Origin of the sequence: Thiohalorhabdus denitrificans, assembly GCF_001399755.1 — a bacterium.
GTDB lineage: Bacteria > Pseudomonadota > Gammaproteobacteria > Thiohalorhabdales > Thiohalorhabdaceae > Thiohalorhabdus > Thiohalorhabdus denitrificans.
In genome coordinates, this window is sequence record NZ_LJCP01000005.1 from 175989 (window position 1) to 201999 (window position 26011).

Below are 26011 nucleotides of genomic sequence, written 5' to 3' on the forward strand. Positions count from 1 at the left end.
AGCCCCGCTCTGGCGGGGCTTTTTCTTGTCCGCCGGGGTGGCCTACCATGAGGCGTTGGATCCGTTTCCACGCCCGCAACTCCAGAGGGAAGCCATGCGCTCGATCCTGACCGTTACCGTCCTTCTGCTGTCCTTCGCCCTGGCCCCGGCCGCCGGGGCCGCCGACGCCACCAAGATCACCTGGCTGGGCCACGCCGCCTTCAAGGTGGAGACCCCGGCCGGCGGCGTCGCCCTCATCGACCCCTGGCTCACCAACCCCAAGAACCCCGAGGGCGACAAGCTCCTCGAGGATCCCGGCCCGGTGGACTGGATCCTGCTCACCCACGCCCACCCCGACCACGTGGGCGAGACCGTGGAGCTGGCCAAGGAGACCGGCGCCCGCCTGGTGGCGCCCTTCGAGCTGGGCCAGCAGCTCGTGGCCCAGGGCTATCCCGAGGACCAGGTGGGCATGGACGGGCTCATGAACATCGGTGGCGAGGTGGAGCTGCTGCAGGGCGAGCTGAAGGTGCTCATGACCCCGGCGGTGCACAGCTCCGGCCTGGAGCGCTCCGCCGAGGACGCGCCCTCCCACTACTACGGCGCCACCCCGGTGGGCTACCGCATCAAGGTGGCCGGCGGCCCGGCCATCTACCACGCCGGCGACACCGACGTCTTCGGCGACATGGAGCTGATCCGGGAGCTGGCCCCCGTGGACGTCATGCTGGCCCCCATCGGCGGCCACTTCACCATGGACCCGGAGCGCGCCGCCTACGCCATCAACCGTCTGGTGCAGCCCGAGGCCGTCATCCCCATGCACTACGGCACCTTCCCGGTGCTGGAGGGCCGTCCCGAGGGCCTGGCCGAGCACCTGGACGAGGGCGTGGAGATGCGGGACCTGGAGATCAACGAGACCGCCGAATTCTAGGTCCCCCTGGGCGGGCGGCCCCTCAGGCCGTCCGCGCCCCGGCGGCCCCGCGCCGCGTGTTTTGACAGGAGGAAGGCACTTCTTTACATTACCCATCTTCCAATCGTTACGGAGAGGTGGCCGAGTGGCTGAAGGCGCTCCCCTGCTAAGGGAGTATGCGGTTGATCCCGCATCGAGGGTTCGAATCCCTCCCTCTCCGCCATTAACGCTCGCCATCCTGCTGATGGCGCTCGCGTGGCCCGCGGCCGTCCCGGCGGCGGAGCACCCGGAAGGGACCCGCATCGAGCAGGAAACCGCGCCGGTCGATCTGGTGCGCCTGCAGGTGGTGGACAAGGTGGAGGGCCGGCGCTGGACCATGCCCATCCCCGAGGGGCTCACCACCTCCCTGCCCGACGCCATCCACCGCGTCCGCATCACCGGGTACACCGAGGCATTGACCCTGGAGGAGCCGCCCCGCTCCGCCGAGGACGAGGGGGATGCCGAGGCCGGGGAAGAACGCCCCGATCCCGTGTCGCGCGCGGATGGCGAGGACAATCCCGCAGTCTTCCTGCAGCTGTTCCGCGGGGAGGAGCTGGTGGGCGAGAGCTGGATCCTGCAGCGGACCTCGTACTTGTTCCAGCCCTCCAACATGCGCTATACTTTCCGCCTTCTTGGGGTCGACGAGGCCTCCGGGAAGGAAAACTGAACGGGCGCCCGTAGCTCAGCTGGATAGAGCAACTGACTACGAATCAGTAGGTCTGAGGTTCGAATCCTCACGGGCGCACCATACGCAGAATAAGGCCCCCGGCGACGCCGGGGGCCTTTTACGTTCCCGCCCGTGCCCTTACCCTGCAGACACTGCCACGACCAGTCCCGGGGCCTTGCGGCCTCGAGCCAGGCGGAAGCGGGTGTACGGGGCTGGACGAATGTCGGGGCTGAAAAGCTGGGAGGGAATGCGGGGCGGCCGGGGGCCTCAGGACCGGGAGCTTTCGGGCTCCGAGCCGGAGGCCCTTTGCAGGGATTCGAGGTAGGCCCGCCCCTGCTTGCTGAGGGTCAGGCCTTCGCCGGTGCTCTCCAGGTACCCCTGGTGCAGCAGGGACGCCAGCATGTCGCTGAGCTCCTGGCTGTCCCCGTGGCCCTCGGCCACGCAGCGCCGCCGGATCTCGGCGACGCCTTCCCCGGCGGAGAAGGCCTCCAGGATCATGCGTTCGGAAAGGGCCAAGTACCGCCTCCTCCTGCATCTATAGGCATTATCGGAAAAAAACCACACTTATATCAAGGTCTTTTGAATTCGGCCGCAGAAACCATACCACGCCCCGGTTCGGCTCCCAACCCCGGACCACTACCGTCTTGACCGAAGCGGATACCCTTTCGGCCCATTGCACCCCCCCCGCGCCTGGAGCGGACCCGTGCGGGGCGCGGTTTGCCCGCGCCCCCGGCCTTTGGTAAGGTTCGGCTTCCGGGTACATCCCCGGACCCCATCTCCCATCCGAGGAAACGGACACGGCCAGCGGGCTGGCCGTCCGTCGGCAAGGGGCACGGGCCCTCCGATCGTCGGCGTGGCACCCGGCTCCACCTTCCTCCCCGGCACTAGCGACTGACCGAAACCGTGACACACCCTACCGAAGACCTGCGGATCGCATCCATCCGGGAAGTGCTCTCCCCGGCGGAGCTCCACCGTGAAATCCCGCTGAGCGAGCAGGGCGCGCAGACGGTGCGAAGCACGCGGGCGGCCATCCGGGACATCCTCACCGGCCACGACGACCGCCTCCTGGTCATCGTGGGGCCCTGCTCCATCCACGATCCGGAGGCGGCCCTCGACTACGCTGCCCGGCTCAAGGAGCAGGCGGCACGGTACCGGGACGATCTGCTGGTGGTCATGCGGGTCTATTTCGAGAAGCCGCGCACCACCGTGGGCTGGAAGGGTCTCATCAACGACCCGGGCCTCGACGAGAGCTTCCGCATCAATGATGGCCTGCGCATCGCCCGGCGCCTGCTCCGCGACCTGGCGGAGATGGGTGTGCCCTCGGCCACGGAGTTCCTGGAGCTGGTGGTGCCGCAGTACATCGACGACCTGGTGAGCTGGGGGGCCATCGGCGCCCGCACCGCCGAGAGCCAGGTGCACCGGCAGCTGGCCTCGGGCCTGTCCAGCCCGGTGGGCGTCAAGAACGGCACCGGCGGCAACCTCCAGGTGGCCGTGGACGCGATCCGCTCCGCGGCCCACCCCCACCACTTCCTGTCCCTGACCAAGGACGGCCATTCGGCCATCTTCACCACCACGGGCAACCCGGAGTGCCACCTGATCCTGCGGGGAGGCCGCGAGGGGCCCAACTACGACGCGGCGCACGTGGACAAGGCCGCCGGCCTCCTGGAAGAAGCGGGCTTGCAGCGCCGGGTCATGGTGGACTGCAGCCATGCCAACAGCGGCAAGGACCCCGCCCGCCAGGCGGAGGTGGGCCGGGACCTCAACGCCCGCATCGCCGCCGGCGACCACCGCCTCATCGGCCTCATGATGGAGAGCCACCTGGTGGCCGGCCGTCAGGACCTCACCACCGGCGCCGAGCTGACCTACGGCCAGAGCATCACCGACGCCTGCATGGGCTGGGACATGACCACCGACCTGCTCGGCGAGCTGGCCGGGGGCGTCCGCGCCCGCCGCGAGCAGGCCCCGGGCTGACCCCTCCGCCGGGATTTCCCCGGCCCCCTTCCCTGGTCTATAGTTGAGTGGCGGAGGCGGTCTTCGCCGCCGCCCATAGCCAGGAGGGAACCGACCATGATGCTTGGAGAGATCCGGTCCCACCACCCCGAGGGGGCCCCGGACGGCGTGCACATGGTGGAGATCGCGGAGCGGCCCCTGCGGGCCTTCCGCCTCCCGCGCGAGGCCCTCAAGGATGCCCCTCTTCCCGAGCTTGCCACCGGCGGCGTCTACTTCCTGCTCGGCCCCGGCGAGCACCCCGAGGGGCGCCCCCGCGTGTATATCGGCAGCGGCCGCGACCTGAACCAGCGGCTCGCCCTCCAGGAGACCCAGCCTCCCTTCCCCTGGGAATGGGCCGTCGCGGTTCCCCTGGCCGTCCCCCGCGTGCCGCGCTTCCACAAGGAGCTCACCAAGCTCGTCCAGCTCCACTGCCACCGCAGCGCCCTCCGAGCCCGGCGCCATGAGGTGGTCAGCCCCGAGCCCACCTGCCCCTCGCTGGTCCCCGCCTTCATCGAGCGGGACGTCACGGCCAGCCGGACCGCCATCCAGACCCTCCTGTTCGCCCTGGGCCATCCCGTGCTGGGCACCCGGCTCCAGGTGGTCTCCTGAGCGGAGGCCGTTTCGGGCGCGGCCACTGGCCGCTCCTACAGGGCCTTTCCCCATCGGGAAAACCGGTCAGGGAAGCTTTAGGCCGACCCTGGTAACCTCCCCTCCCCGGGCCTCCCGCACCACCAGCCGGAACCGGCCCACGTTGATCCCGTCGCCCACCACGGGCACGCGACCGAGCCGGCCGGTCAGAACCTCCGCGAGGGCCTTGCCCCGCTCCTCGGTGGTGAGAGGGACGCCGTAGACCTCCGCCAGATCCCCCGCCCGGGCATCGCCCCGCACGGCGAACTCCCCGAAGAACTCCGTCTCGGCCAGCTCCCCCGAGGGCTCCTTGGGGGCGAACAGGGGGAAGAGCTGGTCCAGCTTATCGGGATCGCCGATCACCCAGACCCGGTCCCCGGCCTGGATCTTGCCGGTCTGCGCGGGGAGCCGGGGCCATCGGCCGCGCACGAGGAGAACGGGCGCGGCATGGGGGTCGCGGGCGGGCTTGAGCATCTGCTCGGGGCTGCGCCCCACCACAGGCGCGTTGGCCCCCACCTCGAACTGCATCAGCTCGATGGTTCCTGAGCGGCCGTGCCAGAGCTCCCGGCGCTCCAGGGGCGACCCCTGGCTGGGCACCGCCACCTTCAGCAGGCGGGCGGCCCAGGGGAGGGTCGGGCCCTGAACCAGCAGCGACACCAGGACCACCGCGAAGACCACGTCGAACAGCAGCCGGGAGTCCTCCAGGCCCGCCATCACGGGGAAGATAGCCAGGACGATGGGCACCGCGCCGCGCAGGCCGTTCCAGGCGATGAAGGCGGTCTCCCGCCACGGGAAGCGCAGGGGGAGCAGGCTGGAGAAGATGGCCGCCGGCCGGGCGACCAGGATGAGGAAGAAGGCCACCGCCAGGGCGATGTCCAGGTGCTGCGTCAGCTCCGAGGGCGACACCAGCAGGCCCAGCAGCAGGAACATGGTGCCCTGGGACAGCCAGGCAAGGCCGTCCATTGCCTTGAGGGTGGGGTCCAGGGGCCGGTGGCGCCAGTTTCCCACCACCAGGCCGAGCACGTAGATGGCCAGGAAACCGCTGCCGCCCAGCTGGTTGGTGCCGGCGAAGACCACCAGGCCCCCGGAGGCGATCAGGAGGGCGAAGAGCCCTTCCGCCAGCCGGGCGCGCTCGCCCAGCACCGCCACCAGCCAGCCCCCCAGAAGGCCCCCCAGGCACCCCAGGACGAACTGCTGGACCAGGGCCAGGACCATGGCCAGGGGCCCCGTCTCCCCCGGCTCCAGGATGAGGCCCACCAGCCCGAGCACCAGGAAGACGGCCAGCGGGTCGTTCAGCCCGGATTCGATCTCCAGGGTGGAGCGCACCCGCTCGTTCAGCTGAACCGTGCTCTGCTGCAGCAGGGAGAAGACCGCCGCGGCGTCCGTGGAGGCCACCATGCCGCCCAGGAGAAGCCCGTAGCGCCAGTCGATGCCGAACCAGAGGGCGGCGAACGCCCCCACCAGGAGGGCGGTGAAGATCACCCCCCAGGTGGCCAGGATGGCCGCCGGCTTCAGGGCGATCCGGAAGGTGGTAAAGCGGGTCCGCAGGCCGCCGTCGAGGAGGATGATGGCCAGGGCGAGGTTGCCGACCAGGAAGGCCGTGCCGAAGTCGTCGAAGTCCACCCCGCCGGGCCCGTCCTCCCCGGCGAGCATCCCCATGAACAGGAAGATCAGCAGCAGGGGCAGACCCAGCCGCGCCGAGAAGGTGCTCAGCAGGATGCTCGACAGGACGAGCACCCCGGCCCCCAGAATGAATGTGTTTATCTCACCCATGGTCGTTTCGAGCGGCGGTACCGGGAACGGCGGGGAGGCCGGGAGCGCAAGCGGCCTTCCCCCACGGGAAGGCCGGCAAGGGCGGGAAGCGGGGCGGTGCTATCCCTCCTCGAGCAGCTCCAGGATGTATTCCTGGAACTCCGGATGGGCCATGTCGCGCCCCCCCATGGCCTTGTAGGCCAGCCGCCCCTGGCGGTCCACCAGGAAGGTGGTGGGCAGGCCCTGCACGGGGTACCGCTCGATCAGCTCCCCGCCGGAATCCAGCAGGATGGGGAAGGTGATCTCCGTGTCCAGCTCCCCCTGGGTGAAGGAGAACACGGTGGGCTCCTGCTCGCCCACGTTCACGGCCAGGATCTCGAAGTCCCGGTCCTGCAGGTCCTCGTACAGCCGCTGCATGGAGGGCATCTCCTCCCGGCACGGCGGGCACCAGGAGGCCCAGAAGTTCACCAGGACCACCTTGCCGCGCAGGTCGGAGAGGCTGCGGGTCTCACCGTCCAGATTCGGAAGCTCGATCTCCGGGGCCTCGGGACGGTCCTCCATGGGGCTCATGCCCGTGGGCAGGGCCCCTGCCCCCGGGGCGGCCAGCAGGAGGAAGCAGGCCGTAAAGAACCACACCACGCGCGCACCAGCGTGCATCTGTTAGCGCTCCTTGCGGATCGGTTATCGGTTACCGCGGTTTGGGACAGAAGAGGTCTTCCAGGACGGCCTCGCGCCGTTCCCCTCCTTGGCGCCAGCGCGCCACCAGATCGAAGCGCTGGCCCGGCTCCAGTCCCATCGAAACCATGCCGAGGGCCCAGCCGCCCTGCCCCAGCTCCTCCTCGGGGGGAAACATGGACCAGTCGAAGGCGGTGCGGGCCCGCTCGGGGACCCTCGCGCTCCGCCAGCGGGCCTCCCAGTCCTGCTCCGGCACGGGGGGCCGGGATTCCCCGTCCCGCCGAACCCGCCACTGATCCAGGGCGTAGCGGAGCTTTTCCCCGGACAGGTTCTCGAGGGTGATATGGAAGACGCAGCTGCGGCTGTATTCCAGCGCCGCCTCCTCGGGGAACCCCCGGCCCAGAAAGAAGGCCCGGGTCTGGCCGGGGAAGCGCGCGCCGACGCGCATGGAGGCCCCCTCGCCCCGCCAATGCCACAACGGGGCGCCGGTATCCGGGTCCTCACCGCGGACCACTTGGCCGGCGGGGGCGGCACGGGCGGCCAATGCGCCCCCGGCCAGTAGAAGCAGGATAAGGATCAGGCCGCCACGCTGCGCCATGCGCACTCCCAGGCTTCCGACAGATGCTGGGTGAGGGGCTCTACGATCACTCCCTCCAGACGCAGCTGCACGAGGCGGATGGGCCCGCCGAGCAGGGCGGCCGAGGCCATCACCTCGTCCATGGGCCGGATCTCCCCCGCCGCCATCCCCTCGGCGATGATGGACTTGATGATCTCGAAGGGCTGGGAGGCGCAGATGGGCTTCTCCCCGGGCAGGACCTCGCGGTGCTTGAAGTACAGCACGTACTCCATCACCTCGGGCATGCTCTCCGTGGTCTCGAACAGGCTCTCGATGACGTGGTAGCAGCGCTCCCGAGCCCCGGAATACTGGGCGTACACCCTCCGGATGTCCGATTCGACGAAGGAGAGGGTGTCGTAGAACAGCTCCCGGGCCAGCTCCTCCTTGCCGGTGAAGTGGTGGTAGATGGAGCCGATGGAGAGCCCGCTCTCCCGGCGGATGTCCTGCAGGGATGTATTGAAATAGCCACGCTCGGTGAACAGATGGCGCGCGGCCTCCAGGATGCGCTGGCGCGTCAGCTCCGAGGATTCGGCCCGCGCCGCGACTCGATCGCCCATGGCTGGTCCCCCTTCCGGGGAGGAAATCGGAAATGGTTTTCAGGCTAGGTCAGGGGTCGGGGGGTGTCAATCGGCGCCGCGGCGGGCGCGCACCCCGATCGCCCCCGGGGTGCCCAGGTCCAGGCCGTGGGCGGCGAGGAAATCCACGGTGGGCGCCACGCAGCGTTCGACCACCCGCGCGCGATGGGGGCTGGAGCGGACCCGGCGGGCCAGGGCCCGGGGACGCTCCAGGCCCGCTCGGGCGTAGACGCCGGGCGGGGGGTAGAAGCACTGCTCGATGAACTGGCGGAACACCTGGCGCACCAGAACCGCCAGGGCCCGCCGGCGGAGGGGGGACATGCGGTCGAGCTTCTCCCCCACCCGTTGGCGGGCGTAGGCGATGTGGCGGGCCTCCTCCCGCATGTGCACCGAGACCACGTCCCGCACCGCCTGGGGGAGGCGCTCGTCCCGGTACAGGGCGCGGTTTACCTGGTCGGGGACGTCCTCGCCGATGAGGATGGTGGCCCAGAAGCCCGCCGAGTCGAAGGGGGCCAGCCTGGCGAAGGCCGTGGCCACGCGGGGCCGGGGCAGCCGGTCGGAGAGAGCGGGCAGGCCGCTGCGGCGCATCAGCTCCACGAACATGAGGCTGTGGCCGGCCTCCTCCCGGAGCTCGTGGAGCTGGTAGGTATAGTCCTCCAGCCCGCCCGCCGGCCCACGCCCGGCCCGCACGGCGATGCGCTGCATGAACAGCGCCTCCAGCCACAGCCCCAGCTCGAGGAAGGCAACGAACTCATACTGCCCGAGCAGGCGGCGCCGCTCCGGGTCCAGGGCCTCCCATTCCGGGGTGCCGTAGAGGGAGACCATCTCCTCCGGCATCCAGGGAAGCTCCCGGTCCAGGGTCTCCCAGGACACCTGCGCCAGCGGATCCCGGTAATCCGCACTGCTGCTGCTCAGCCGCTCCGGCAGGGAGGGCATGGTGGCGACTCGGCTCATGTCTCGGGTGCACCGCGTGGATCGGTTGGGTAGGGCTGGCCCCGGCAGAGATCGACGCAGTTTGCCACAGAATAGTTGGGCCGCCAATTCAGGACCCGGGCCGCGCGCTCGCAGTCCACCACCAGCGGATAGCGCAGACCGGCCAGCCACCCGGGATCGCCGAGCCGGGGGGTCACACGCCACAGCAGCCGGTGCGTGGCCTCGGCGGGCCGGTAGGGCAGGCCCCAGGCCCGGCGGTGGTGGCGCTGGATCAGGTCCGGCAGGGGCCGGGGCCCCGAGCCGGCGATGTTGAAGGCCCCGGAGACGGGGGTGGCCAGCGCGCGCAGGATGGCGTCCACCGCGTCGTTCTCCCACAGGCACTGCACCGGGGGCGGCTCGGGGGCGCGGATATAGAGGCGGGTCCGGGCGATGCGGTTGAGCAGGGGCTGGGAGCCCGGCCCCACCACGGCGTGCATGCGCAGCCGGGTGACCACCGGCGTCTCCGCCTCCCGCTCGAAACTGTCCAGCCAGAACTCCACCGCCGCCTTGTCCTCGCTGTAGCCGAAGCCGGGCATGGGGCGGCGCGGGGCGTCCTCGGTGAGCGGCACGGGGTTGTCGGGCCAGGCCCCGTACACCGCCGCGCTGGAAGGGTAGACCACGTGCTTCACCCCCGCCTCCCGGGCGGCCGTGAAGAGGTTGCGGCTACCCTCCAGGTTGATGGAGCGCATGAGGTTGCGCTCCCGGCGCCGCCGGCCAAGGGCGGTCCCCAGGACGATGAAGGCCAGGTGCACCACGGTGTCCACCCCCTCCAGGTGCTCGCGCAGGTCGGGGGCGCGGATGTCGCTGCGGATGAAGCGGAAGCGCGGATGGGGGAAGGTCACGGGCCGCCAGTCCAGGCCGATGACCTCCTCCACCCCGGGACGCTCCAGCAGGCGGGGCAGCAGGGGCTGGGCCAGATGGGAGTTGGCGCCGGTTACCAGGATGCGCATGGCAGCTCGAAGGCCTTCCGCGGGGCCCGGGACGCGACCCGGGCCTTCGCCCACAAGGGAAAGGCGGGGCTCAGGAGGAATCCCCGTTGAAATGCGGCAGCACCCGCTCGGCCAGAGTCCGCAGGGACTCCTGGGTCACCTCCGTGGGCAGGGCCCCGGCCCCCACCGCCATCAGCAGGTGGTCCACCCCGGCCGCGCGGTACCGCTCCAGCTTCTCTATGCATTCTTCGGGCGAGCCCACCACCACCATGCCCATGGCCTCCAGCAGGGAGAGGCGGACCGCCCGCTTGAGCAGGGGCTGCAGCCGGCCCAGCTTCTGGTAATAGTCGTAGCTCTCCTGGAACTTCTCCAGCACCGGCCGCGTCTGCCCCAGCAGCCGCTCGTAGTACCAGGTGAAAGGCTGCCGGGCGAGCTCCCGGGCGCGGTCGCCGTCCTCCAGGCAGAGCACGCCGATGGTCATGCCGAAGCGGGGATTGGCCCGCGGGGGCGCCCCCTCGGGCCAGGCCTCCCGCCAGGCCCGCCGGAACTCCTTGAGGTCCTGCTTCACCAGGAACCAGGGCTTGAAGGGCCCCGCCAGGGCACCGAGCCCTTCCCGGGCGGCCCAGGTGAAGGTCTCCGGCGACACGGCGGCCGTCCACAGGGGCGGATGGGGATCCTGGACCACCCCGGGCAGCACCTCCAGGTCCTCCAGCTGGTAGTGGCTGCCCTGGAAATCCACCGGCCGCCCGGAGAAGGCCTGGCGGATCACCGCCAGGGACTCGTCCACGATCTCCCGGCTGCGGGCCATGTCGGAACCGAAGGCGGCGTACTCCTTGGGGGAGAAGCCGCGCCCCACCCCCAGCTCCACCCGGCCGCCGGACAGGACGTCCAGGGTCGCGGCCCGCTCCGCCACCCGCACGGCGTGGTTGTAGGGCAGCACCACCACCCCGTGACCCAGGCGCAGCCGCCGCGTGCGCTGGCTGGCGGCGGCCAGGAACAGCTCCGGGGCCGAGGAGTGTGAGTACTCGCGCATGAAATGGTGCTCCACCACCCAGGCGGTGGTAAAGCCCAGCTCGTCGGCGAGCGCCAGCTCGCCCAGGGTCTCGGCGAACACCTGGGACTCGCCGCGGCCCCCGTGCTCGGGGACGGCCAGCTCGAAGAAGAGGTCGAATTCCATGCCCCGGGGCTATCCTGGTGCGCGGCCGATTGGTTACGATTTCCCGCAGGATTCTACCTGACTCGAGCGCGCTGTTCAGCGCGTCCCTACCCTCCCACCGGAGCAGGACCCCATGGAAGCCAGGCTCGACCCCCGGAAAGTGCAGCAATCGATGGCCTTCGACCCCGATCAGGTGGCCGACTTCCGGCGCCGCTGGTCCGTGCTCATGGAGCTGGCCGTGTGGGGCGACCTCAAGGCCGGGGAGATCGGCGCGCTGCCCAAGCTCCGCAAGCGCATGCTGGAGTACGGCGAGAAGATCCGCTCCCTGTTCAACGACCGCTCCTGGATCCCGCAGCCCCGCGACCAGATCAAGAGCGTGCTCACCGCCAGCCTCGACGTCCGCGACAAGCTCCAGGCCGTGGAGAAGGAGACGGAGGCCCTCACCGGCGGCGCCGACCTGGAGCGCTTCAACGCGGAGTTCGACCGCCTCCGCGCGGACCTGGTGGCCCTCATGGAGCACCACGAGGCCCTCTGGAAAGACCTGCTGAATCGGCTTTACGATGGTTATGAAGCGTGGCAAGCCTCCCAGGGGCAGGAACCGAGCGGCGACTAGGCGGCCCCGCCGCGCACCGGACCCACCAACAACAGGCGAGGGGGGAAGCGATGAAAGCCGTGGTGATGCCCGCCCCCGGCGGCCCCGACACCCTGCGCGTGCAGGAGATCCCCGACCCCGAGCCCACCGGGGAGCGCGATCTCCTGATCCGCCTCAAGGCCGCCGGGATCAACCCCGTGGACACCAAGATGCGCGCCGGCGGCACCTATGGTTCCGGCGACGAGCCAGTGATCCTCGGCTGCGACGGCGCGGGCGTGGTGGAGCAGGCGGGCCCCGGCTGCACGCGCTTCCAGCCGGGCGACGAGGTCTACTTCTTCAACGGGGGCATCGGCACCGAGCAGGGCAACTACGCCGAGCGCACCGTGGTGGACGAGCGCTTCGTGGCCGCCAAGCCGAGGACCCTGTCCTTCGCCGAGGCGGCGGCGGTGCCGCTGGTGGCCATCACGGCCTGGGAGTCGCTGTTCGATCACGGCGCCCTGCAGGCCGGGCAGCGGGTGCTGGTCCACGCCGGGGCCGGCGGGGTGGGCCACGTGGCCCTCCAGCTCGCCCACCGGGCGGGCGCGAAGGTGTGCACCACCGTCGGCTCGGACGAGAAGGCCGCCTTCGTCCGCGGGCTGGAAGTGGCCGAGACCATCCCCTACAAGGAGGTGGACTTCGTCGACGCGGCCCTGGCCTGCTCGGAGCAGCAGGGGGTGGACCTGGTCCTGGACACGGTGGGCCCGCAGGTCCTGGAGGCCAGCTTCCCAGCGGTGCGCTTCTACGGACGGGCGGTCACCCTGCTGGACCCCACGGGCATCAGCCTCAAGCAGGCGCGGCTGCGCAACCTGGGCGTGTTCCTGGAGCTCATGCTCTCGCCCCTGTCCTTCGGCCTCACCGAGGCCCGCGAGCACCAGGCCTGGATCCTGGAGGAATGCGCCCGGATGATCGACAACGGCGAGCTCCGGGTCCACCTGAACCGGACCTTCTCCCTCGACGAGGCCGCGGAGGCCCACCGCCTCCTCGAGGAAGGCCACATGATCGGCAAGCTGGCCCTCTCCATGGAGTGAGCCGGGCGGGCCCAGGAAAGATCGGACCGAGCCATGACCCAGCACACCGATTTGCTCCTTCCCGGCACCCTCTGGGACCGGATCCGCGAGCGCACCGACCACGCCCTGGAGACGGGCGCCCTGCAGCCCATTCCCACCGAGTGCGAGGTGGTGCCGGACGAGGGCATCGACTTCCAGGTGCGCGTCGCCCCCAGCCTGGACCAGAAGATCGCCGAGATGCGGGCCCAACGGGAAAAGGAGGCCGCGGGCGAGCGCTTCGATCCCTTCGCCCGCCCCGAGCCCGACCTCTACCTGGGCAGCCTGACGCCCTCCCACTACGCCCTGCTCAACAAGTTCCCGGTGCTGGAGCACCACCTGCTGATCGTCACCTGGGGCTACGAGGACCAGCAGACCCTGCTCACCCATCCGGACTTCACCGCGGTGGACGTGGTCCTCTCGGAGGTCGACGGGCTGGTCTTCTTCAACGCCGGGCCCACCGCGGGGGCCAGCCAGCCCCACAAGCACCTGCAGCTTGTGCCCCTGCCCCTGAGCGACGGGGCGTCGCGGCTGCCGGTGGACGCCCTGCTGGAGCCGGACCGGCTCCCCGAGAAGCCCACGCGCGCCCCTGGGCTCCCCTTCCCGCACGCCGCCTGCCGGGTGGACTTCCGGCACCAGACCTCGGAACAGCTGGCGGAGGTCTTCTACGAGCTGCGGCGGGAGCTGGGGATCTGGTACGAGGACGCCCCCTACAACCTCCTGGCCACCCGCCACTGGATGATGCTGGTGCCGCGCGCCCGGGAGCGGTTCGAGGGGCTCATGATCAACGCCCTGGGCTTCGCCGGCGGCTTCCTGGTGCGCAACCGCGACGACCTGGAGCAGCTGCGGAGCATCGGCCCCATGCGGGTCCTGCGGGGGGTTTCGGAATAGCCACGGACGGCGCGTGCCGTCGGGGAGGCAGCCCATGCGCATCACCCTGCACGGTCCCCAGGACCTCACCCTCTCCGCCCTCGCCGAGGAGGGCCTGCAGGTGGCTGCGGAGCGGGACGACGCCCACTTCAGCGCCATGGAGATGTTCAACACCTCCCTGGCCCTGTGCACCGCCTCCGTGCTCATGAGCTACGCCGAGCGCATCGACACGGGACTGAACGGGCTCACGGTCCGCATGCGCTGGGAATACCACGAGGATCCCTACCGCATCGGCCGCATCGCCATGGACATCCGCTGGCCGGATCTTCCGGAGAGCCGCCGTAAGGCGGCGGAGCGGGCCGCCGAGCAGTGCACCCTCCACCACACCCTGGAGGTCCCCCCGGAGGTGGTCACCCAGGTGGTTGACCCGGAGTAACGGGGAAAGGCCGGCTCACCCGACCTCCCGGCTGCGTGCCGGCTCCACGGGCCGCGCCCACTCCCAGGTCAGGGGGCATTCGAAGCGGAACCGCACCACGTCGCTGGCGAGGGCCAGCTCTCCCTGGGCGGCGCGCCAGCCCCGCTCCCGCACCGTCCGATCCATCCACTCGAACAGCTCGGCGAGGGCCTTGCCCACGGCCACCCGCCGCTCGTAATCCATGCCCCGGGCGTACCAGGTGGCCCGGGCGGGCCCCATGGCCTCCCGGCCGACCTGGATGAGGTGCACCACCAGCATGGAGCGCACCGTCCCCTTCCCCAGACGTCCGCAAAGATGGGCCAGGGGCCCCCGCCCCGCCACTTTCCGGGTGGGGAGATGGGCCGTCAGGTCCCCGGGCAGAATGCTCCACAGGGGCTCCCCCGGGCGCTCGCCGTGGAGGAGCAGCTCCTCCCCCAGGTCCTGGAAATCGGGGATGGGATCCTCCCCGGTGCGGGACGCTTTCTGCATGAGGGCCTTGGCCCGGGGGATGTAGCCGCCCACGGGAAACCCGGGCATCCAGTGGTCCAGCACGGCGTGCACGAAATCCTCCGAACGGGTACGGCTGTCCGGGGGACAGGGAATCACGCCCTCCTCCGCCCCCTTGCCGGCCAGGAACTCCAGCCGCCACCCCCCGGTTCCGTCCCCCCGGGGCTCCCGGAAGGTGACATTCATGATCGCCACACCTTTGCGGATCCTATCCATGGGTATCCATCTCTGGCCTGTGCGCCGACATCCGCCCCCCCATTTCTTCGGACACTCCGGTCTCTTCCTCGTCGGTGAGGATCCGGCGTGGTCCTCCGGAAACGGCGTCCATGCATTCCAAGGTAGGCGGAATGTGTCGAGCGACAAGACAGGGTGGGCCCCAATGACAGGACACCCGGCCCCGGGGCGGAGCCCGGGGAAAGGGCCCAGGGAAGACCCAAGTGCCTGGATTGGCGTGGCAAACGGGGAGTAGGGGGGATCCCCCAGTAGGGAGAGAGCGGACAGGGATCTGCGGGGCGGAAGAGCCGTCCGGTCCTGCGGATGGCTCGGGAGGGGACAGGGGCCGGAAAAGGTGCCGGCGTCCGGAACGGCTTCAGGCTTCGAGGGGCCGGACCTCCTCCATGGCCTCCGGCTGGTGGATCCGGAAGGCCACGTGGTCCCGGGCCAGCCCCACCTCGCCGTCTGCCTCGGCCCAGCCGGCCTCCAGGGCACGGGCATCCACCCGCTCGAACAGCGCCTGGAGGGCCAGCCCCATGGACGCACGGCGCTCATAGACCAGCCCCCGAGCGAGCCAGCCCGCCTGGGCCTCCTCCATGCCGGCCCAGCCCAGCTCCACGAACCGGGCGATCAGCGTGGCCCGCACCAATCCGGCCCCCAGCTCCTCCACCAGGGCCCGCATGCGGGCCCGGTCCGGGCCCTCCGCGGGCAGGCGATCCGCCAGCTCCGGGGGCAGGAAGGTCTCCAGCGCCTCGCCGTGGCAGTCGCCGCGCAGCAGGTCCTCGTCCACCATCTGGCCGTAGTCGGGGACGGGGTCGGAGCCCGTGCGGGCCGCGAGCTGCACCAGGGCCTTGGCCTCGCTGCGGTGTCCGGAAAGGGAAAAGCCCGGCACCCAGTGGTCGAGGATGTCGTGGATGAACACGGAGGTGGGAATGCGCTCGCCGGGATAGGGGGTGGCGGCGATCACCTCCCCCTCTTCGGCGGCCTCCCGGAGCTTCCAGCCGCGCGCCCCGAAGCCGTCCTGCCAGGTGGCCTGGTACAGCACCGGGACGGAGCATTCCGGGGTCCGCTCACCCGCTTTGCCCATGTTCGATCCTCCTCTACCCGGGCGCCGGCATCCCGGCGCTTCTTACAGGGCCACGAGCCGGGCCTCCCCGGCCCCCTCCCGGGCGGCGCCCAGGATCTCCCCGGCGGGGATGCGCTGGGGGTCGTACCACACCTGGAGCAGGTGGCTCCGCCGGGGGTGGAAACGGGCCGCCGCCACACCGTCCCGCTTCTCCAGGGCGGACGCCAGTCCCCGCCCCTGCTCGGCTTCCAGGTCTTTGTCCACGTGCACCAGCAGGTCGGCGTAGACCATGGTCTCCTCCTTTTTCTTAACGTTAACGGAATAAACTAAGGGGACCATGGATTCCTGTCAATGGTCCGGCCCGTCCGGGGCTCAGGGGTCCGCCTGCTCCTGCCACACCAGCTTCAGAAGCTCCGCGTCCTCCTGCCCCTTGCGGGCCGGGCATTCCGGACAGCCCGTCGCGGTAGGGGGGCGCGGACAGTCGTAGCACCGGCGCACCAGCCGGTCGGCGGCCTCGATCTCCCCCATCAGGGCCTCGCAGCGGGCCTTCAAGGCCGCCGCCTCCCCGTGGAGACGGCCCAGGAGATCATGGACCTTGTGGCCCGCTTCGTCCCCGGTCCCGCTGGCCTCCCGGGCGGCCACCAGGGCCCGGATCTCCTCCAGGGAAATCCCCAGGCCCGCCAGCTCCAGGATGAGCCGTGCCCGCTGCCGATCCCGGTCCGAGTACAGCCGGGTGCCGCGGTCCGTACGGGCGGGACGCAGGAGGCCCTGCTCCTCGTAGAAGCGCAGGGTGCGGGTGGTGGTGCCCAGCTGCTCCGCCACCTCGCCGATCTTCCAATGCTGCCTTCGTGGCGTCATGTGCCGCTCCTTGAGGGGATCCATGCTACTCCCGGCCTCCCCTTCCGGGAAACACCCCCCGCGTTGCCATCCCCGACCCCCGCGCCTACTATGTGGCCCACAATCCGCCCCGAGGGGGCTCAGGCGGGCGGGAATATCCGTGAACGAGGAGCGGGTGATGAAGAAGACATTGTTGGCGGGAGCCGTGGCGGTTCTCGCCGGGGCGGGGGCGGCCGCCCCGTATTTCGCGGGCGTGCAGGCGGAGCGTGCCTTCCGGGACAACGTGGAAGCCCTGTCCGAGCACCCCCAGGCGGATCTGGAAGTGGTGCGCTACGAGCGCGGCTGGTTCGGCGCCGAGGCCGAATCCCGGCTGACCCTGGGCGCCCCCGGAGAGGCGCTGGAGGTGGACCTGGAGCACGCTGTCTCCCATGGCCCGACCCCGGCCACCCCGGCCCTGGCCCGGGTGGTCACCACCCCGGCCCCCCGGGGAGAGGCCCGGGAGCACGTACGCCACTACTTCGGCGACCGGGCGCCCCTCACCGCCGACCTCACCATCGGGCTCACGGGCAAGCAGCACCTGGTCCTTTCTTCGCCCTCCTTCGAGGGCAGCGCCAAGGGCGCCCCGGAGACCCAGATCCAGTGGTCCGGCCTGGACGGCACGGGGGAGTTCGCCGGGGACTCCGGGACCCTGGACCTGGAGATTCCGAAGGTGCGCATCGCGGACGAGAAGGGCCGCTTCCTCCTGGAAGGCACCGAGCTGCAATCGGAATTCCGGCGACACGCCGAGGGCCTCTGGCTGGGAACCAGCGATTTCTCCTCCAAGCGCCTGGCGATGGAAGTCCCCGACCCCGAAAGCGGTGCCCTCCAGGAATTCGACCTGGGCGGCCTGAGCCTCCGGCAGGTGGCAAAGCAGGCGGATGAGGAAGGCTACCTGGATATGGCGAGCCGTCTGGCCGCCGACCGGGCGGCTCTCGGCGGCGAGGAGGTACGCGACGCCCGGCTGGGCATGGAGCTGCGCCACCTCGATGAAGAGGCCTACCGGCGGACCGGCGAACGGGTGCGGAAGATCCAGACCGCGAATCTCGACGAGGAGGAGGCGGCGCAACGCGTGCTGGCCATCCTCCGGGAGGAGCTGCCGGGGCTTCTGGAAGGCTCCCCGGAGGCCGCCCTCACGGAGCTGGCCTTCGAGGCCGCCAACGGGGACTTCCGGGGCAGCGCCGAGGCCCGCTACCGGGGCGACGGCTCCGGCGCCCGCGGGATCCTGGAGAACCCCGCGCTCCTGCTGCGTCACCTGGACGCCGAAGCGGAGATCCGGGCCGCCAAGCCCTTGGTCATCGCCCTGCTGGAGGAGCGGACCCGCAACCAGCTCGAGGAGGAAACCGGGGCGGAGGGGGATCCCGTGCAGCGGGAGCGGCAGGTGGAGCGCACCGTGCGCCAGCAGCTGGCCATGATGGAGGCCATGGGCTTCGTGACCGTCGAGGAGGACCATTACGCCTCCCATGTGGCCTGGGACCGCGGCGCCCTGTCGGTCAACGGCCGCCCTCTGAACCTGGGGGCGGCCATGGGGGGCGGCAACGGCTCGGCCCTGCCCTAGCCGGCGTCCTTGCCACGCAAAAAACCCGGCCCTGCGGCCGGGTTTTTTCGTTCCAGCGGACGTCCCGCCGGCCTCAGAAGCGGTCGCTGACCACCACCTCCTCCAGGGGCAGCTGGCCCGGCTTCGGGAAGGGATCCTTCGTCCGCTTGCCCATGGCCACCATCATGGAGATGGCGTGGTCCTCCGGCAGGTTGATGAGCTCGGCCACGGCCTTGAAATCGAAGCCGTCCATGGGGCAGGTGTCGTAGCCCCGCTCGGTGGCGAGCAGCATGAGCGACTGGGCGATCATGCCGCAGGAGCGCATGCCCTCATCCCGCGCCACGTCGGGCCGACCATCGTAATACCGGCGGATGTTGGGCACGATCATCTCCTGCACCTCCTTGGGCGCGTCCACCCAGTAGCGCTCGGGCTCCCTGTCCCAGGCCTTCAGGTCGGCGCACAGCACCAGCAGCTCGGAGGCATCGGTCACCTGGGGCTGATCCCAGGCCACTTCCCGGATCTGCCCGCGCAGCTCCGGATCCGACACCCGCACGATGCGCCAGTTCTGGATATTGAAGGCCGTGGGCGACAGGATCGCCGTCTCCAGGATTTCCTGGACCTCCTGCTCGGGGATGCGGAATTCGGGATCGAAGGCCTTTACCGCGCGACGGGCCTTCATGGCGTTGGTGACACTCGCCACCGCGGTTTCCTTTGCCAGGTCGTTCATTCTGCTCCCTCTTGTCGGGCTTGGTGGCATGCGGCGCAGCTATCCCCGCCCACCTTCCAGGGACATGGGTTTCCGCCAGGCGGACCACCGGACCCGGGGAAGGCGCCACCGAAGGTCGCCTCCCGGGCCGGCAGCCGCGTGCCGATTCGGTGTTCGGGGGGTTACGAAGGGCCCGGCGATCCAGCGGCGGTGGGCGGCTCCAGAGCCCCGGCGGCGTAGGCGAGCTCCAGGGCGTCCTGGAGCCATTTGAGGCGCTGCGCGGGGGTGCGGAGCAGGAAGGCCTCCTGGCGCAGGCGCTCGGCATCGGCCCAGCCTCCCCAGGAGGCGGGGCTGCCCGCGGGGGATCCCCGCTGCGGCTCACGGTTTCGGGTCATGGTCCATTCCCTTGCGGATCTCGCGGAGCCTCCGGGCGTCCTCCCGGTCCGCGTCCCGCCCGGTGGCCTCCTTGAGGGCGATCAGGTCCTCCAGGGAGGCCAGGTGGCAGCGCCCGTCCGGGAGCTCCACGTCCCGGGCCCGCTCCCAGAGCCCCTCGAAGGGCAGGGGCAGCTCGGCGAACAAGTCTACCGTAGGGGAATTCCCCGACGCATCCCAGAAGCTGAAGACCCGCAGTCCCTCCCGCTCGATCCACTCCCGCCGCCGGGCGGGGTCCGCGAAGTCCCGGGGGTCCACCGGTGCCCCGGCCCGGAAGCCGCTCGCCAGGAGCGCCTCCACCGCGCGGCGGGCGTTGTCCGGCTCCAGGTCCACCACCAAGTCGATGTCGGCGGTGAGGCGGTCCAGGCCGTGGAGGACGGTGGCCAGCCCGCCGACCACCACATAGCGGACGCCGGCCGCGTTCAGGGCATCGAAAACACGCGTGAAATTGGTGGGCGCCAAAACGTACCCCGCGGTTTGCAGACAGCGGCCGGATACCGCCGCGAGCTTCCGTTGCTCCGTCATGGAGCGTCCTCTTCAAATTATTTCCCCCCAAACGTTCCAGCTCAACCCGCCCGAGGGGGACCCCGTACTCGGCGCGGCCACCCACGGCCGCGCCCGCTTAGCCTCCCCTCCGGGACAACGGGCGAATCCCCCTTAAACCCCTGGCGCGGATCGGGAAATAGCGCCGGGATTGGCCTCCCGTGCCGTTCCCGGTAAGGTTTGGGGACACTCACTCATGCCACACCTGTCCCGGAGAGGCGGACCGTATCCGCCCGGGGACAGTCCCAAAACAGGGGGGGAATCCATGCAAGCCAAGACTGGCCTGCCCACGCTCGGCGCCTGTGCCGGCGCCGTCCTGCTTGCCGCCTGCGCCGGGGAGTCCGGTGGGGGCGGAAGCGACACCGGGAGCGTCACCGTCGCCGTCACCGACGCCCCGGTGGATGCCGCCGAGGAGGTGGTGGTCACCTTCGACGGCGTGACCCTGAAACCGGCGGACGGCCCGCCCGTGGAGCACACCTTCGAGGAGGCCCGGAGCGTGGACCTGCTCACGCTTACCGGCAGCGCCCGGGAGAAGCTGCTCGACGGGGTCACCGTGCCGGCCGGCCCCTACAACTGGATGCGCCTCCACGTAGAGGCCGAGCAGGGGGTCTCCGACTCCTACATCCGGATGGACGGCAGCGAGCATTCCCTGTACGTGCCAAGCGGAGCCGAGACCGGCCTCAAGCTGGTGCGCGGCTTCACCGTCCCGGCGGGCGGCGAGGCGGACTTCACGGTGGACTTCGACCTCCGCAAGTCCGTCCACCAGCCCCAGGACGGAGGCGACTACTACCTGCGGCCCGCCCTGCGCCTGGTGGACAACGCCACAACGGGCCACCTGGCGGGGACCGTCACGGCCAACTACGTCACCGACTCCTGCGAGAGCCCGGACAATGGCCTGGCGGTGTACGTCTACGAGGGATCAGGGGTGACTCCGGACGACGTGGATGGCACCGAGCCGGACCCCGTCACCTCGGCCATGGCCGTGCAGGAGGAGGACACCGGCGACTACCGCTACGAGGCCGGCTACCTGGCCGCGGGCACCTACACCGTGGCCTTCACCTGCAACGCCCGGGACGATGACCCGGAAGCCGATGACGACACCGATCTGCTGGACCCCGCTGACGTGGAAATAACCGAAGGGGAGACCGCCACTCACGACTTCACCCTGTAAGCGGCGCGCGCTGCATCCCGCACGCCAAGGCCCGGCGCATGCCGGGCCTTTTTCGTGGGGGACGGGGATCCGAGGACCCGGTTGTTTGGTAGGGTGTTCGGTTTCCCCTTTGGCGCACCACCACAGCAACCGCCCATGAACCACACCCGCCTCGCCCTGCTCCTGGGGGCCACGGTGGCCGTGAGCCCCCTGGCCATGGACGCCTACCTGCCCGCCTTCCCGGAGATCGCCACCGCCTACGGCATCGCCTCCGGGGAGGTGGGCGTGACCGTGAGCGTCTACCTGGTGGGGCTGGCGCTGGGCCACCTGATCGGCGGCCCCCTTTCCGACCGCTACGGCCGCGATCACGTGCTGTACGCGGGGCTGGCCCTTTTCCTGGTCGGAAGCCTCCTGGTGGCGGCCAGCCCCAGCTTCGCCGCCTTGAACGGCTGGCGCTTTGTGCAGGCCCTGGGGGCGGGCTGGTGCGTGGTCAGCGTGCCGGCCATCGCCCGCGACCACACCAGCGGCGCCGAGGGCGCCCAGCTGTTCAGCCTGATCGGCCTGGTGATCTTCGTAGCGCCCGCCGCGGCACCGTCCATCGGCACCCTGATCCTGACAATTACCGGATGGCCCGGGATCTTCGTGTTCCTGGCAGGGTACGCCGGGGCGCTGGCGGTGCTGCTGCGCCTGACCCTGTTCCGCCACTGGAAGGGGCGCCCCAGCCACCGCCGCCCACTGCGCACCGTGATCACCAACTACGCCACGGTGCTGCGCCACCTCACCGCCATGCGCCTGCTGGCGGTGCAGTCCCTGGTGTTCTCGGTGATGATCCTGTTCATCACCCACGCCTCGTTCATCTTTCAGGAATGGTACGGACTGTCCAAGGCCGCCTTCTCCGGGTGGATGGCCGCCCACATGGTGCTCATGGGCGGCTTCAACCTGCTCAATCGCTGGCTGCTCAACTACCGCCACCCGTCCGAGGTGCTTCGCGTGGCCATCGGCCTTCAGGCGACGGCCGCCCTCTACCTGGCCGGGGTCGCCCTCACGGATCCGCCTTTGGCCCTGTTCCTTCCCGGCCTACTGCTGGCCATCGGCGCCTTCGGCGCCGGGGTACCCAACACCTTCTCCCTGTACCTGGACTTCTTCCGGGAGATCGCCGCCACCGCCTCGGCCCTGATGGGGGCGGTGCGGTTTTCCGTGGCGGGCCTGATCAGCGCCACCTCGTCCATGCTGGTGGGCGGCAGTCTGTGGGGGGTGACGGCCATGATGGCCGCCTGCGCGCTGGCCGCCTTCCTCCTGGCTTGGGGGGTGCCGCGGGCGGTGGAGCGAAGCACCGCGCGCTAGCCATCCGCCGGCTGCGCGGCCAGCTCCACCACCGCCACCAGCCCGGCCCCCTCGGGGTTGGCCTCCAGCCGTAGCCGCCCGCCGTGCAGGGCGGCCACCCGCGCGGCCACGGAAAGCCCGAGACCGGAGCCGGAGCCCGGGCTGCCCGCCGGGCGGTAGAACCGCTCCAGGACCCGCTCCCGCTCCTCTTCCGGGAGGCCGGGGCCGCGGTCGGTGACGGTGATGCGCAGGGGCTCGGCCTCCAGCCGCACTGTCACCGGCCCGTCCTTGCCGCCGTACTGCACGGCGTTCTCCACCAGGTTGCGGACCATCTCCTCCAGGGCGGCGGCGTCCCCCTGCACCCGGACCGGGGCCGCGGGCACATGCAGCTCGATGGCCTCGGCCGCAAGGCCCTGATCGCGGCGGACCGCGCCCACCGCGTCCTCCACCACGCCGTCCAGCTCCAGGGATTGGCCGGGATGCTCCGTGTCCTCGTCGAACCGAGCCAGGGTGAGGAGCTGGCGCACTAGGCGGTCGGCACGGTCCGTGCCCCGTACCACCTGGTCCAGGGCGCGCTCCCGGGCCTCCGCGTCGGGGGCGCCGCGGGCCACCTGGGCCTGGGTCTTGAGGGCCGCCAGGGGGGTGCGCAGCTGGTGGGCGGCGTCGGCCAGGAACCGGCGTTCCCGGGCCAGGGTCTCGCGCAGGCGCCCCAGCAGGCGGTTGATAGCGCCCAGCAGCGGAGCCACCTCCCGCGGGGCCGACTGCCCGTCCTCCAGCGGCTCCAGGCTGTCCGTATCGAGCCGCTCCACCCGCTCCGTGGCCGCCTGCAGCGGCGCCAGACCACGCCGCACCGCGAACACGATGGCCAGCCCCAGGGCCGGCAGGGCCAGCAGGAAGGGCACCGCCAGGCCGGCGGCGATGCGGTTGGCCAGCCCGTCGCGCAGGGCCTGGCGCTCCCCCACCAGCACGCGTGGCGCGCCGTCCCCCGCCTCCGCGGCGAAGACCCGCCACCCCACTCCCTGGGCGGTAACGTCGGAGAAGCCCTGCGGGATCCGGCTGAGGGGGTTCTCGGGTGCCCCGTCGGAGCGGGACAGCAACTGGCCGTCCAGGGACCAGACCTGGCAGGCCAGGCCCTCCGTCAGGCCCTCCCCCTCGCGGGCTTCCAGGGCGCTCTCCAGCCCGGACTCCGGGGGGGCGGAGCCGTCCCAAAGGTTCTGCACCATGTGCGCGGACTCCGCCAGCTTGGCGTCGAGCACCCCGTTCACCTCGGCCCGCAGGGACACGAAGATCCAGGCGGCCGCCACCGCCCAGACCAGGGCCAACGTCCCGCCGATGACCCAGAACAGGCGCCGGCGCAGGGATGGCGTTCTATTCCGTTGCAAAGCGATACCCCACGCCGCGCACGGTCCGTATGCGGTTGCTTCCCAGCTTGCGCCGCAGGTGGTGGATGTGCACCTCCAGGGCGTTGCTCGCCACGGCCTCGTCCCAGCCGTACAGCCGCTCCTCCAGGTGCTCCCGGGGCACCACGTGGTCGGCCCGCTCCATGAGCATGCTCAGGACCGCCGTCTCCCGGCGCCCCAGGGGCCTCTCCTCGCCGTTCACTCGCACCCGCAGGCGGTTCGGCTCCAGTTCCACCCCGTCGGCCATCAGCCGCTCCTCGGCCGGCACTGCCCGCCGGCGGGCCAGCGCCCGCAGGCGGGCGGCCAGCTCCTCCAGATCGAAGGGCTTGGTCAGATAGTCATCGGCGCCCGCATCCAGCCCCTCGATCCGTTCCTCCACGGCGTCCCGCACCGTCAGCAGCAGCACCGGCACCGTGAGCCCGACCTCCCGAAGGCTGCGGATCACATCCACCCCCGACCGCTCGGGGAGCAGCCAGTCCATCACCACCAGGTCGAAGGGCTCGCTCCTCAAAGCCTGCTCGGCGGCGGCGCCGTCGGTCACCCAGTCGGTGGTGAAGCCCTTGGCGCGCAGGCCGGCCTGGATGCCGTCCCCGAGAAGGGCGTCGTCCTCCGCGATCAAGACCCGCATGGATCCATCCTCCCGGTTCCTGAGCCTATCCGGCCCGCCTTAAGAGGCCCTTAAACGGCCCCCGCAACCGATTTTGCCCCTTTAAGGGGGCCTTAAGCCTCGTGGGTCATGCTCCCATCGTACCCAACCCAGGGAGTGAACCATGGCGGAAGATTCGAACAACCCTGCTCGTCGACGGTTCCTGGCCGGTGTCGGCGGTCTGGCGGGCGCCGTCACCCTCGCCCCCGCCGCGCGGGCGGCGGAGGATGGACTGAGCTTTCCGGGGGAGGACCCCGAGATCCGCATCGTCTTCCAGGTGAACCGCGACGACTCGGAGTATTACAGCCAGCTCCTGTTCAGCATGGGGGAGATCCTGCGCCAGCTGGACAACCAGGCCCAGCTGGTGGCCGTGGGCTTCGGTCCCGGGTTGCGCCTGCTGCTCAAGGAGTCCACGGAGACGGTGAGCGCGGAGCAGACCGACCGCATCAACAGCCTTATGACCTATGACGTTAGCTTCCGGGCCTGCCGCAACACCATGGACGCCATGGGCGTCGCGGACGAGAACCTCCTGGACGGCGTCGAGCCCGTCCCCGCCGGCGTCCTGGAGATGGCCCGACTGCAGCAAGAGGGATATTCCTATGTGGCTTGGTAGACCCGGGAACGGCGGGCGGCGTTCCTTCCTCACCGTACTGGCCATAGCAGGGGCCTTGCTCCTCACCGGGGGTACGGCGAACGCCCAATCGGACTCGGGCGCCTGGGAGGTGCTGGAGAAGGAGTCTCACTGGATCGCCACCGGCGCGGACGACCCCGAACGGATCGTCTACGCCTTCACCGACCCCAATTGTCCCTACTGCCACGACCTTTGGAAGGCCACCAAGCCCTACTACGAGGAGGGGCTGCAGGTGCGCCACATCATGGTGGGCATCCTGCGTCCAAGCAGTCCGGGGAAGGCAGCCGCCATCCTCGGAGCCGACGACCCCACCCAGGCGCTGAACGAGCACGAGCGCAGCTACGAGGACGGCGGTATCGAGCCCGTGGACAGCCCGGGATCGAAGGTCCAGTCCCGGCTCGAGGACAACCAGCGGATCATGCAGCGCCTCGGGGCCCGGGCCACCCCCGCCGTGGTCTACCGCGACGGCGACGGGAAAGTCCACATGGTCGCGGGGATGCCGCGCCTGGAGGCCCTGCCGAAGATCCTGCGCCTGCCGGAGCAGCCCGTTGAGGATCCCGACCTGCAGAAATACCTCTGACCACCACGGCCACGCGGATCAAGGGAGGTGCACCATTGCGTAACACTCGACCAAGCCTAGCGTCCCTGTCGGGCCCCCTGCTGCTCCTCGCGGTGTTCCTGGGGATATGGGGCGCCGGGACCGCCCAGGCCCAGAACATCCCGCAGCCCGAGGAGGCGTTCCAGCCCAGCGCCGAGGCGGTGGGCCCCGACACGGTGCGGGTCACCTGGGACGTGGGGGACGACACCTACCTCTACCGCGACAAGCTCGGCCTCTCCGTGGTCCGCCTCGAGGGGGCCGAGGTGGTCGCCACCGAGGTGCCCGCGGGCAAGGAGAAGTACGACGAGACCTTCGGCGAGGTGCTGGAGGTCTTCCGCGGCGAGGCCACCCTCACCGCCGAGCTCAGCGGGGTCGGGGACGCCGACGAGGTGGTGGTGGAGGCCCGCTACCAGGGCTGCGCCGACGCCGGGGTCTGCTACCCGCCGCAGACCAAGGAGCTCACGGTTTCCCTGGCCGACGCCCCGGCGGCCGCCGCGGGCGGGCCGGG

31 protein-coding genes and 2 tRNA genes are annotated in these 26011 nt (G+C 70.6%); 16 read left to right on the top strand and 17 right to left on the bottom strand.

Annotated elements, in window-relative coordinates; translation table 11 throughout:
- Window positions 1-94: 94 nt before the first annotated feature.
- From AN478_RS01300 to AN478_RS01315, 4 genes are all read left to right on the top strand, one after another.
- The gene (locus AN478_RS01300; RefSeq protein WP_054964807.1) at window positions 95-904 is read left to right on the top strand and encodes a metal-dependent hydrolase; all 810 of its coding nucleotides are present in this window, start codon (window positions 95-97) and stop codon (window positions 902-904) included.
- A 110-nt stretch (window positions 905-1014) separates the two neighbouring features.
- Window positions 1015-1106: transfer RNA gene (locus AN478_RS01305), tRNA-Ser, on the top strand.
- A 21-nt stretch (window positions 1107-1127) separates the two neighbouring features.
- Window positions 1128-1589, top strand: coding sequence for a hypothetical protein (locus AN478_RS01310; protein ID WP_054964808.1), 462 nt, complete (start codon window positions 1128-1130; stop codon window positions 1587-1589).
- A 4-nt stretch (window positions 1590-1593) separates the two neighbouring features.
- Window positions 1594-1670, top strand: a tRNA-Arg gene (locus AN478_RS01315).
- Window positions 1671-1856: 186 nt separating this feature from the next.
- On the opposite strand, the gene AN478_RS01320 is transcribed toward AN478_RS01315, so the two are convergent.
- Window positions 1857-2105 carry a hypothetical protein gene (locus AN478_RS01320; protein ID WP_054964809.1) on the bottom strand — a complete coding sequence of 83 codons (249 nt, stop codon included), beginning with the start codon at window positions 2103-2105 and terminating at the stop codon, window positions 1857-1859.
- A 387-nt stretch (window positions 2106-2492) separates the two neighbouring features.
- Here AN478_RS01320 and AN478_RS01325 point away from each other — a divergent pair, with 387 nt between their 5' ends.
- Both AN478_RS01325 and AN478_RS01330 read left to right on the top strand, forming a co-directional pair.
- Window positions 2493-3560 (top strand): 3-deoxy-7-phosphoheptulonate synthase, encoded by a 1068-nt coding sequence (locus AN478_RS01325; RefSeq protein ID WP_054964810.1) that lies wholly within the window; start codon window positions 2493-2495, stop codon window positions 3558-3560.
- 96 nt (window positions 3561-3656) lie between these two features.
- Window positions 3657-4187 (top strand): GIY-YIG nuclease family protein, encoded by a 531-nt coding sequence (locus AN478_RS01330; protein WP_054964811.1) that lies wholly within the window; start codon window positions 3657-3659, stop codon window positions 4185-4187.
- 66 nt (window positions 4188-4253) lie between these two features.
- Here the strand turns inward: AN478_RS01330 and AN478_RS01335 are convergent, their stop codons facing one another.
- From AN478_RS01335 to AN478_RS01365, 7 genes are all read right to left on the bottom strand, one after another.
- On the bottom strand, window positions 4254-5978 hold the full coding sequence (locus tag AN478_RS01335) for a potassium/proton antiporter (RefSeq protein ID WP_054964812.1): 1725 nt from the start codon (window positions 5976-5978) through the stop codon (window positions 4254-4256).
- A 99-nt stretch (window positions 5979-6077) separates the two neighbouring features.
- The gene (locus tag AN478_RS01340) at window positions 6078-6614 is read right to left on the bottom strand and encodes a peroxiredoxin family protein (RefSeq protein ID WP_054964813.1); all 537 of its coding nucleotides are present in this window, start codon (window positions 6612-6614) and stop codon (window positions 6078-6080) included.
- A gap of 31 nt (window positions 6615-6645) precedes the next feature.
- On the bottom strand, window positions 6646-7230 hold the full coding sequence (locus AN478_RS01345; RefSeq protein WP_054964814.1) for a hypothetical protein: 585 nt from the start codon (window positions 7228-7230) through the stop codon (window positions 6646-6648).
- Window positions 7209-7805, bottom strand: coding sequence for a TetR/AcrR family transcriptional regulator (locus AN478_RS01350; protein ID WP_054964815.1), 597 nt, complete (start codon window positions 7803-7805; stop codon window positions 7209-7211). The genes AN478_RS01345 and AN478_RS01350 overlap by 22 nt, the downstream gene beginning before the upstream one ends.
- Before the next feature lie 66 nt (window positions 7806-7871).
- The gene (locus AN478_RS01355) at window positions 7872-8777 is read right to left on the bottom strand and encodes a diiron oxygenase (protein WP_074471437.1); all 906 of its coding nucleotides are present in this window, start codon (window positions 8775-8777) and stop codon (window positions 7872-7874) included.
- The gene (locus tag AN478_RS01360) at window positions 8774-9745 is read right to left on the bottom strand and encodes an NAD-dependent epimerase/dehydratase family protein (protein WP_054964816.1); all 972 of its coding nucleotides are present in this window, start codon (window positions 9743-9745) and stop codon (window positions 8774-8776) included. Before AN478_RS01360 ends, AN478_RS01355 begins: the two co-directional genes overlap by 4 nt.
- A 70-nt stretch (window positions 9746-9815) precedes the next feature.
- Window positions 9816-10901, bottom strand: coding sequence for an LLM class flavin-dependent oxidoreductase (locus AN478_RS01365; protein WP_054964817.1), 1086 nt, complete (start codon window positions 10899-10901; stop codon window positions 9816-9818).
- A 112-nt stretch (window positions 10902-11013) separates the two neighbouring features.
- On the opposite strand from AN478_RS01365, the gene AN478_RS01370 reads away from it, so the two are divergent.
- The 4 genes from AN478_RS01370 to AN478_RS01385 are packed head-to-tail and all read left to right on the top strand — an operon-like array spanning window position 11014 to window position 13860.
- Complete coding sequence (locus AN478_RS01370; protein WP_054964818.1) at window positions 11014-11493, top strand: hypothetical protein; 480 nt, start codon at window positions 11014-11016, stop codon at window positions 11491-11493.
- Window positions 11494-11543: 50 nt separating this feature from the next.
- A complete protein-coding gene (locus tag AN478_RS01375) occupies window positions 11544-12539 on the top strand; it encodes a zinc-dependent alcohol dehydrogenase family protein (protein WP_054964819.1) in 996 nt (331 codons plus the stop codon).
- A gap of 33 nt (window positions 12540-12572) precedes the next feature.
- The gene (locus AN478_RS01380; protein ID WP_054964820.1) at window positions 12573-13445 is read left to right on the top strand and encodes an ATP adenylyltransferase family protein; all 873 of its coding nucleotides are present in this window, start codon (window positions 12573-12575) and stop codon (window positions 13443-13445) included.
- Between the two features lie 34 nt (window positions 13446-13479).
- Window positions 13480-13860, top strand: a complete 381-nt coding sequence (locus AN478_RS01385) for an OsmC family protein (RefSeq protein ID WP_054964821.1) — start codon at window positions 13480-13482, stop codon at window positions 13858-13860.
- Window positions 13861-13875: 15 nt separating this feature from the next.
- Here AN478_RS01385 and AN478_RS01390 read toward each other — a convergent pair whose 3' ends face one another.
- The 4 genes from AN478_RS01390 to AN478_RS01405 all read right to left on the bottom strand — a co-directional run bounded on the left by AN478_RS01390 (window position 13876) and on the right by AN478_RS01405 (window position 16546).
- On the bottom strand, window positions 13876-14580 hold the full coding sequence (locus AN478_RS01390) for a hypothetical protein (RefSeq protein ID WP_143004158.1): 705 nt from the start codon (window positions 14578-14580) through the stop codon (window positions 13876-13878).
- Window positions 14581-14974: 394 nt separating this feature from the next.
- Window positions 14975-15685: a hypothetical protein gene (locus tag AN478_RS01395; RefSeq protein ID WP_054964823.1), complete on the bottom strand. Its 711-nt coding sequence runs from the start codon at window positions 15683-15685 to the stop codon at window positions 14975-14977.
- 42 nt (window positions 15686-15727) lie between these two features.
- A complete protein-coding gene (locus AN478_RS01400; RefSeq protein WP_054964824.1) occupies window positions 15728-15955 on the bottom strand; it encodes a hypothetical protein in 228 nt (75 codons plus the stop codon).
- An 81-nt stretch (window positions 15956-16036) separates the two neighbouring features.
- The gene (locus AN478_RS01405) at window positions 16037-16546 is read right to left on the bottom strand and encodes a MerR family transcriptional regulator (RefSeq protein ID WP_054964825.1); all 510 of its coding nucleotides are present in this window, start codon (window positions 16544-16546) and stop codon (window positions 16037-16039) included.
- Window positions 16547-16679: 133 nt separating this feature from the next.
- Here AN478_RS01405 and AN478_RS01410 point away from each other — a divergent pair, with 133 nt between their 5' ends.
- A complete protein-coding gene (locus AN478_RS01410) occupies window positions 16680-18095 on the top strand; it encodes a YdgA family protein (protein ID WP_176758773.1) in 1416 nt (471 codons plus the stop codon).
- A 73-nt stretch (window positions 18096-18168) separates the two neighbouring features.
- On the opposite strand, the gene AN478_RS01415 is transcribed toward AN478_RS01410, so the two are convergent.
- The 3 genes from AN478_RS01415 to AN478_RS01425 all read right to left on the bottom strand — a co-directional run bounded on the left by AN478_RS01415 (window position 18169) and on the right by AN478_RS01425 (window position 19737).
- Entirely contained in the window at window positions 18169-18801 is a 633-nt protein-coding gene (locus AN478_RS01415) for a nitroreductase family protein (RefSeq protein WP_054964827.1), read from the bottom strand.
- A gap of 161 nt (window positions 18802-18962) precedes the next feature.
- The gene (locus AN478_RS01420) at window positions 18963-19175 is read right to left on the bottom strand and encodes a hypothetical protein (RefSeq protein ID WP_054964828.1); all 213 of its coding nucleotides are present in this window, start codon (window positions 19173-19175) and stop codon (window positions 18963-18965) included.
- Complete coding sequence (locus AN478_RS01425) at window positions 19159-19737, bottom strand: nucleotidyl transferase AbiEii/AbiGii toxin family protein (protein ID WP_054964829.1); 579 nt, start codon at window positions 19735-19737, stop codon at window positions 19159-19161. Before AN478_RS01425 ends, AN478_RS01420 begins: the two co-directional genes overlap by 17 nt.
- Before the next feature lie 283 nt (window positions 19738-20020).
- Between AN478_RS01425 and AN478_RS01430 the strand changes: the two genes are divergently transcribed.
- Window positions 20021-20926: a DUF4382 domain-containing protein gene (locus AN478_RS01430; RefSeq protein ID WP_054964830.1), complete on the top strand. Its 906-nt coding sequence runs from the start codon at window positions 20021-20023 to the stop codon at window positions 20924-20926.
- A gap of 135 nt (window positions 20927-21061) precedes the next feature.
- Window positions 21062-22249 (top strand): multidrug effflux MFS transporter, encoded by a 1188-nt coding sequence (locus tag AN478_RS01435; RefSeq protein WP_054964831.1) that lies wholly within the window; start codon window positions 21062-21064, stop codon window positions 22247-22249.
- Here the strand turns inward: AN478_RS01435 and AN478_RS14610 are convergent.
- Window positions 22246-23610, bottom strand: a complete 1365-nt coding sequence (locus AN478_RS14610; protein ID WP_074471435.1) for an ATP-binding protein — start codon at window positions 23608-23610, stop codon at window positions 22246-22248. The two genes, AN478_RS01435 and AN478_RS14610, sit on opposite strands and share 4 nt — an antisense overlap.
- Window positions 23597-24256: a response regulator gene (locus AN478_RS01445; protein WP_054964833.1), complete on the bottom strand. Its 660-nt coding sequence runs from the start codon at window positions 24254-24256 to the stop codon at window positions 23597-23599. The genes AN478_RS14610 and AN478_RS01445 overlap by 14 nt, the downstream gene beginning before the upstream one ends.
- A 142-nt stretch (window positions 24257-24398) precedes the next feature.
- Here AN478_RS01445 and AN478_RS01450 point away from each other — a divergent pair, with 142 nt between their 5' ends.
- The 3 genes from AN478_RS01450 to AN478_RS01460 form a co-directional block, all read left to right on the top strand.
- Window positions 24399-24887 carry a DsrE family protein gene (locus AN478_RS01450; RefSeq protein ID WP_054964834.1) on the top strand — a complete coding sequence of 163 codons (489 nt, stop codon included), beginning with the start codon at window positions 24399-24401 and terminating at the stop codon, window positions 24885-24887.
- Complete coding sequence (dsbG, locus tag AN478_RS01455) at window positions 24874-25485, top strand: thiol:disulfide interchange protein DsbG (RefSeq protein ID WP_082432713.1); 612 nt, start codon at window positions 24874-24876, stop codon at window positions 25483-25485. The genes AN478_RS01450 and dsbG overlap by 14 nt, the downstream gene beginning before the upstream one ends.
- 35 nt (window positions 25486-25520) lie before the next feature.
- Window positions 25521-26011: protein-disulfide reductase DsbD N-terminal domain-containing protein (locus AN478_RS01460; RefSeq protein ID WP_197289207.1), on the top strand; the 491-nt coding region annotated here is incomplete at its 3' end.

What these genes read in the sequence shown, in the direction of transcription:
- AN478_RS01445 (WP_054964833.1), bottom strand. Translation starts at nt 24,256, where the DNA reads ATGCGGGTCTTGATCGCGGAGGACGACGCCCTTCTCGGGGACGGCATC.
- AN478_RS01345 (WP_054964814.1), bottom strand. Translation starts at nt 7,230, where the DNA reads ATGGCGCAGCGTGGCGGCCTGATCCTTATCCTGCTTCTACTGGCCGGG.
- AN478_RS01350 (WP_054964815.1), bottom strand. Translation starts at nt 7,805, where the DNA reads ATGGGCGATCGAGTCGCGGCGCGGGCCGAATCCTCGGAGCTGACGCGC.
- AN478_RS01365 (WP_054964817.1), bottom strand. Translation starts at nt 10,901, where the DNA reads ATGGAATTCGACCTCTTCTTCGAGCTGGCCGTCCCCGAGCACGGGGGC.
- AN478_RS01405 (WP_054964825.1), bottom strand. Translation starts at nt 16,546, where the DNA reads ATGGATCCCCTCAAGGAGCGGCACATGACGCCACGAAGGCAGCATTGG.
- dsbG (WP_082432713.1), top strand. Translation starts at nt 24,874, where the DNA reads ATGTGGCTTGGTAGACCCGGGAACGGCGGGCGGCGTTCCTTCCTCACC.
- AN478_RS01375 (WP_054964819.1), top strand. Translation starts at nt 11,544, where the DNA reads ATGAAAGCCGTGGTGATGCCCGCCCCCGGCGGCCCCGACACCCTGCGC.
- AN478_RS01395 (WP_054964823.1), bottom strand. Translation starts at nt 15,685, where the DNA reads ATGGGCAAAGCGGGTGAGCGGACCCCGGAATGCTCCGTCCCGGTGCTG.
- AN478_RS01355 (WP_074471437.1), bottom strand. Translation starts at nt 8,777, where the DNA reads ATGAGCCGAGTCGCCACCATGCCCTCCCTGCCGGAGCGGCTGAGCAGC.
- AN478_RS01420 (WP_054964828.1), bottom strand. Translation starts at nt 19,175, where the DNA reads ATGACCCGAAACCGTGAGCCGCAGCGGGGATCCCCCGCGGGCAGCCCC.
- AN478_RS01360 (WP_054964816.1), bottom strand. Translation starts at nt 9,745, where the DNA reads ATGCGCATCCTGGTAACCGGCGCCAACTCCCATCTGGCCCAGCCCCTG.
- AN478_RS01435 (WP_054964831.1), top strand. Translation starts at nt 21,062, where the DNA reads ATGAACCACACCCGCCTCGCCCTGCTCCTGGGGGCCACGGTGGCCGTG.
- AN478_RS01335 (WP_054964812.1), bottom strand. Translation starts at nt 5,978, where the DNA reads ATGGGTGAGATAAACACATTCATTCTGGGGGCCGGGGTGCTCGTCCTG.
- AN478_RS01380 (WP_054964820.1), top strand. Translation starts at nt 12,573, where the DNA reads ATGACCCAGCACACCGATTTGCTCCTTCCCGGCACCCTCTGGGACCGG.
- AN478_RS01450 (WP_054964834.1), top strand. Translation starts at nt 24,399, where the DNA reads ATGGCGGAAGATTCGAACAACCCTGCTCGTCGACGGTTCCTGGCCGGT.
- AN478_RS01410 (WP_176758773.1), top strand. Translation starts at nt 16,680, where the DNA reads ATGAAGAAGACATTGTTGGCGGGAGCCGTGGCGGTTCTCGCCGGGGCG.
- AN478_RS01425 (WP_054964829.1), bottom strand. Translation starts at nt 19,737, where the DNA reads ATGACGGAGCAACGGAAGCTCGCGGCGGTATCCGGCCGCTGTCTGCAA.
- AN478_RS01385 (WP_054964821.1), top strand. Translation starts at nt 13,480, where the DNA reads ATGCGCATCACCCTGCACGGTCCCCAGGACCTCACCCTCTCCGCCCTC.
- AN478_RS01340 (WP_054964813.1), bottom strand. Translation starts at nt 6,614, where the DNA reads ATGCACGCTGGTGCGCGCGTGGTGTGGTTCTTTACGGCCTGCTTCCTC.
- AN478_RS01430 (WP_054964830.1), top strand. Translation starts at nt 20,021, where the DNA reads ATGCAAGCCAAGACTGGCCTGCCCACGCTCGGCGCCTGTGCCGGCGCC.
- AN478_RS01400 (WP_054964824.1), bottom strand. Translation starts at nt 15,955, where the DNA reads ATGGTCTACGCCGACCTGCTGGTGCACGTGGACAAAGACCTGGAAGCC.
- AN478_RS01415 (WP_054964827.1), bottom strand. Translation starts at nt 18,801, where the DNA reads ATGAACGACCTGGCAAAGGAAACCGCGGTGGCGAGTGTCACCAACGCC.
- AN478_RS01300 (WP_054964807.1), top strand. Translation starts at nt 95, where the DNA reads ATGCGCTCGATCCTGACCGTTACCGTCCTTCTGCTGTCCTTCGCCCTG.
- AN478_RS01370 (WP_054964818.1), top strand. Translation starts at nt 11,014, where the DNA reads ATGGAAGCCAGGCTCGACCCCCGGAAAGTGCAGCAATCGATGGCCTTC.
- AN478_RS01330 (WP_054964811.1), top strand. Translation starts at nt 3,657, where the DNA reads ATGATGCTTGGAGAGATCCGGTCCCACCACCCCGAGGGGGCCCCGGAC.
- AN478_RS01310 (WP_054964808.1), top strand. Translation starts at nt 1,128, where the DNA reads ATGGCGCTCGCGTGGCCCGCGGCCGTCCCGGCGGCGGAGCACCCGGAA.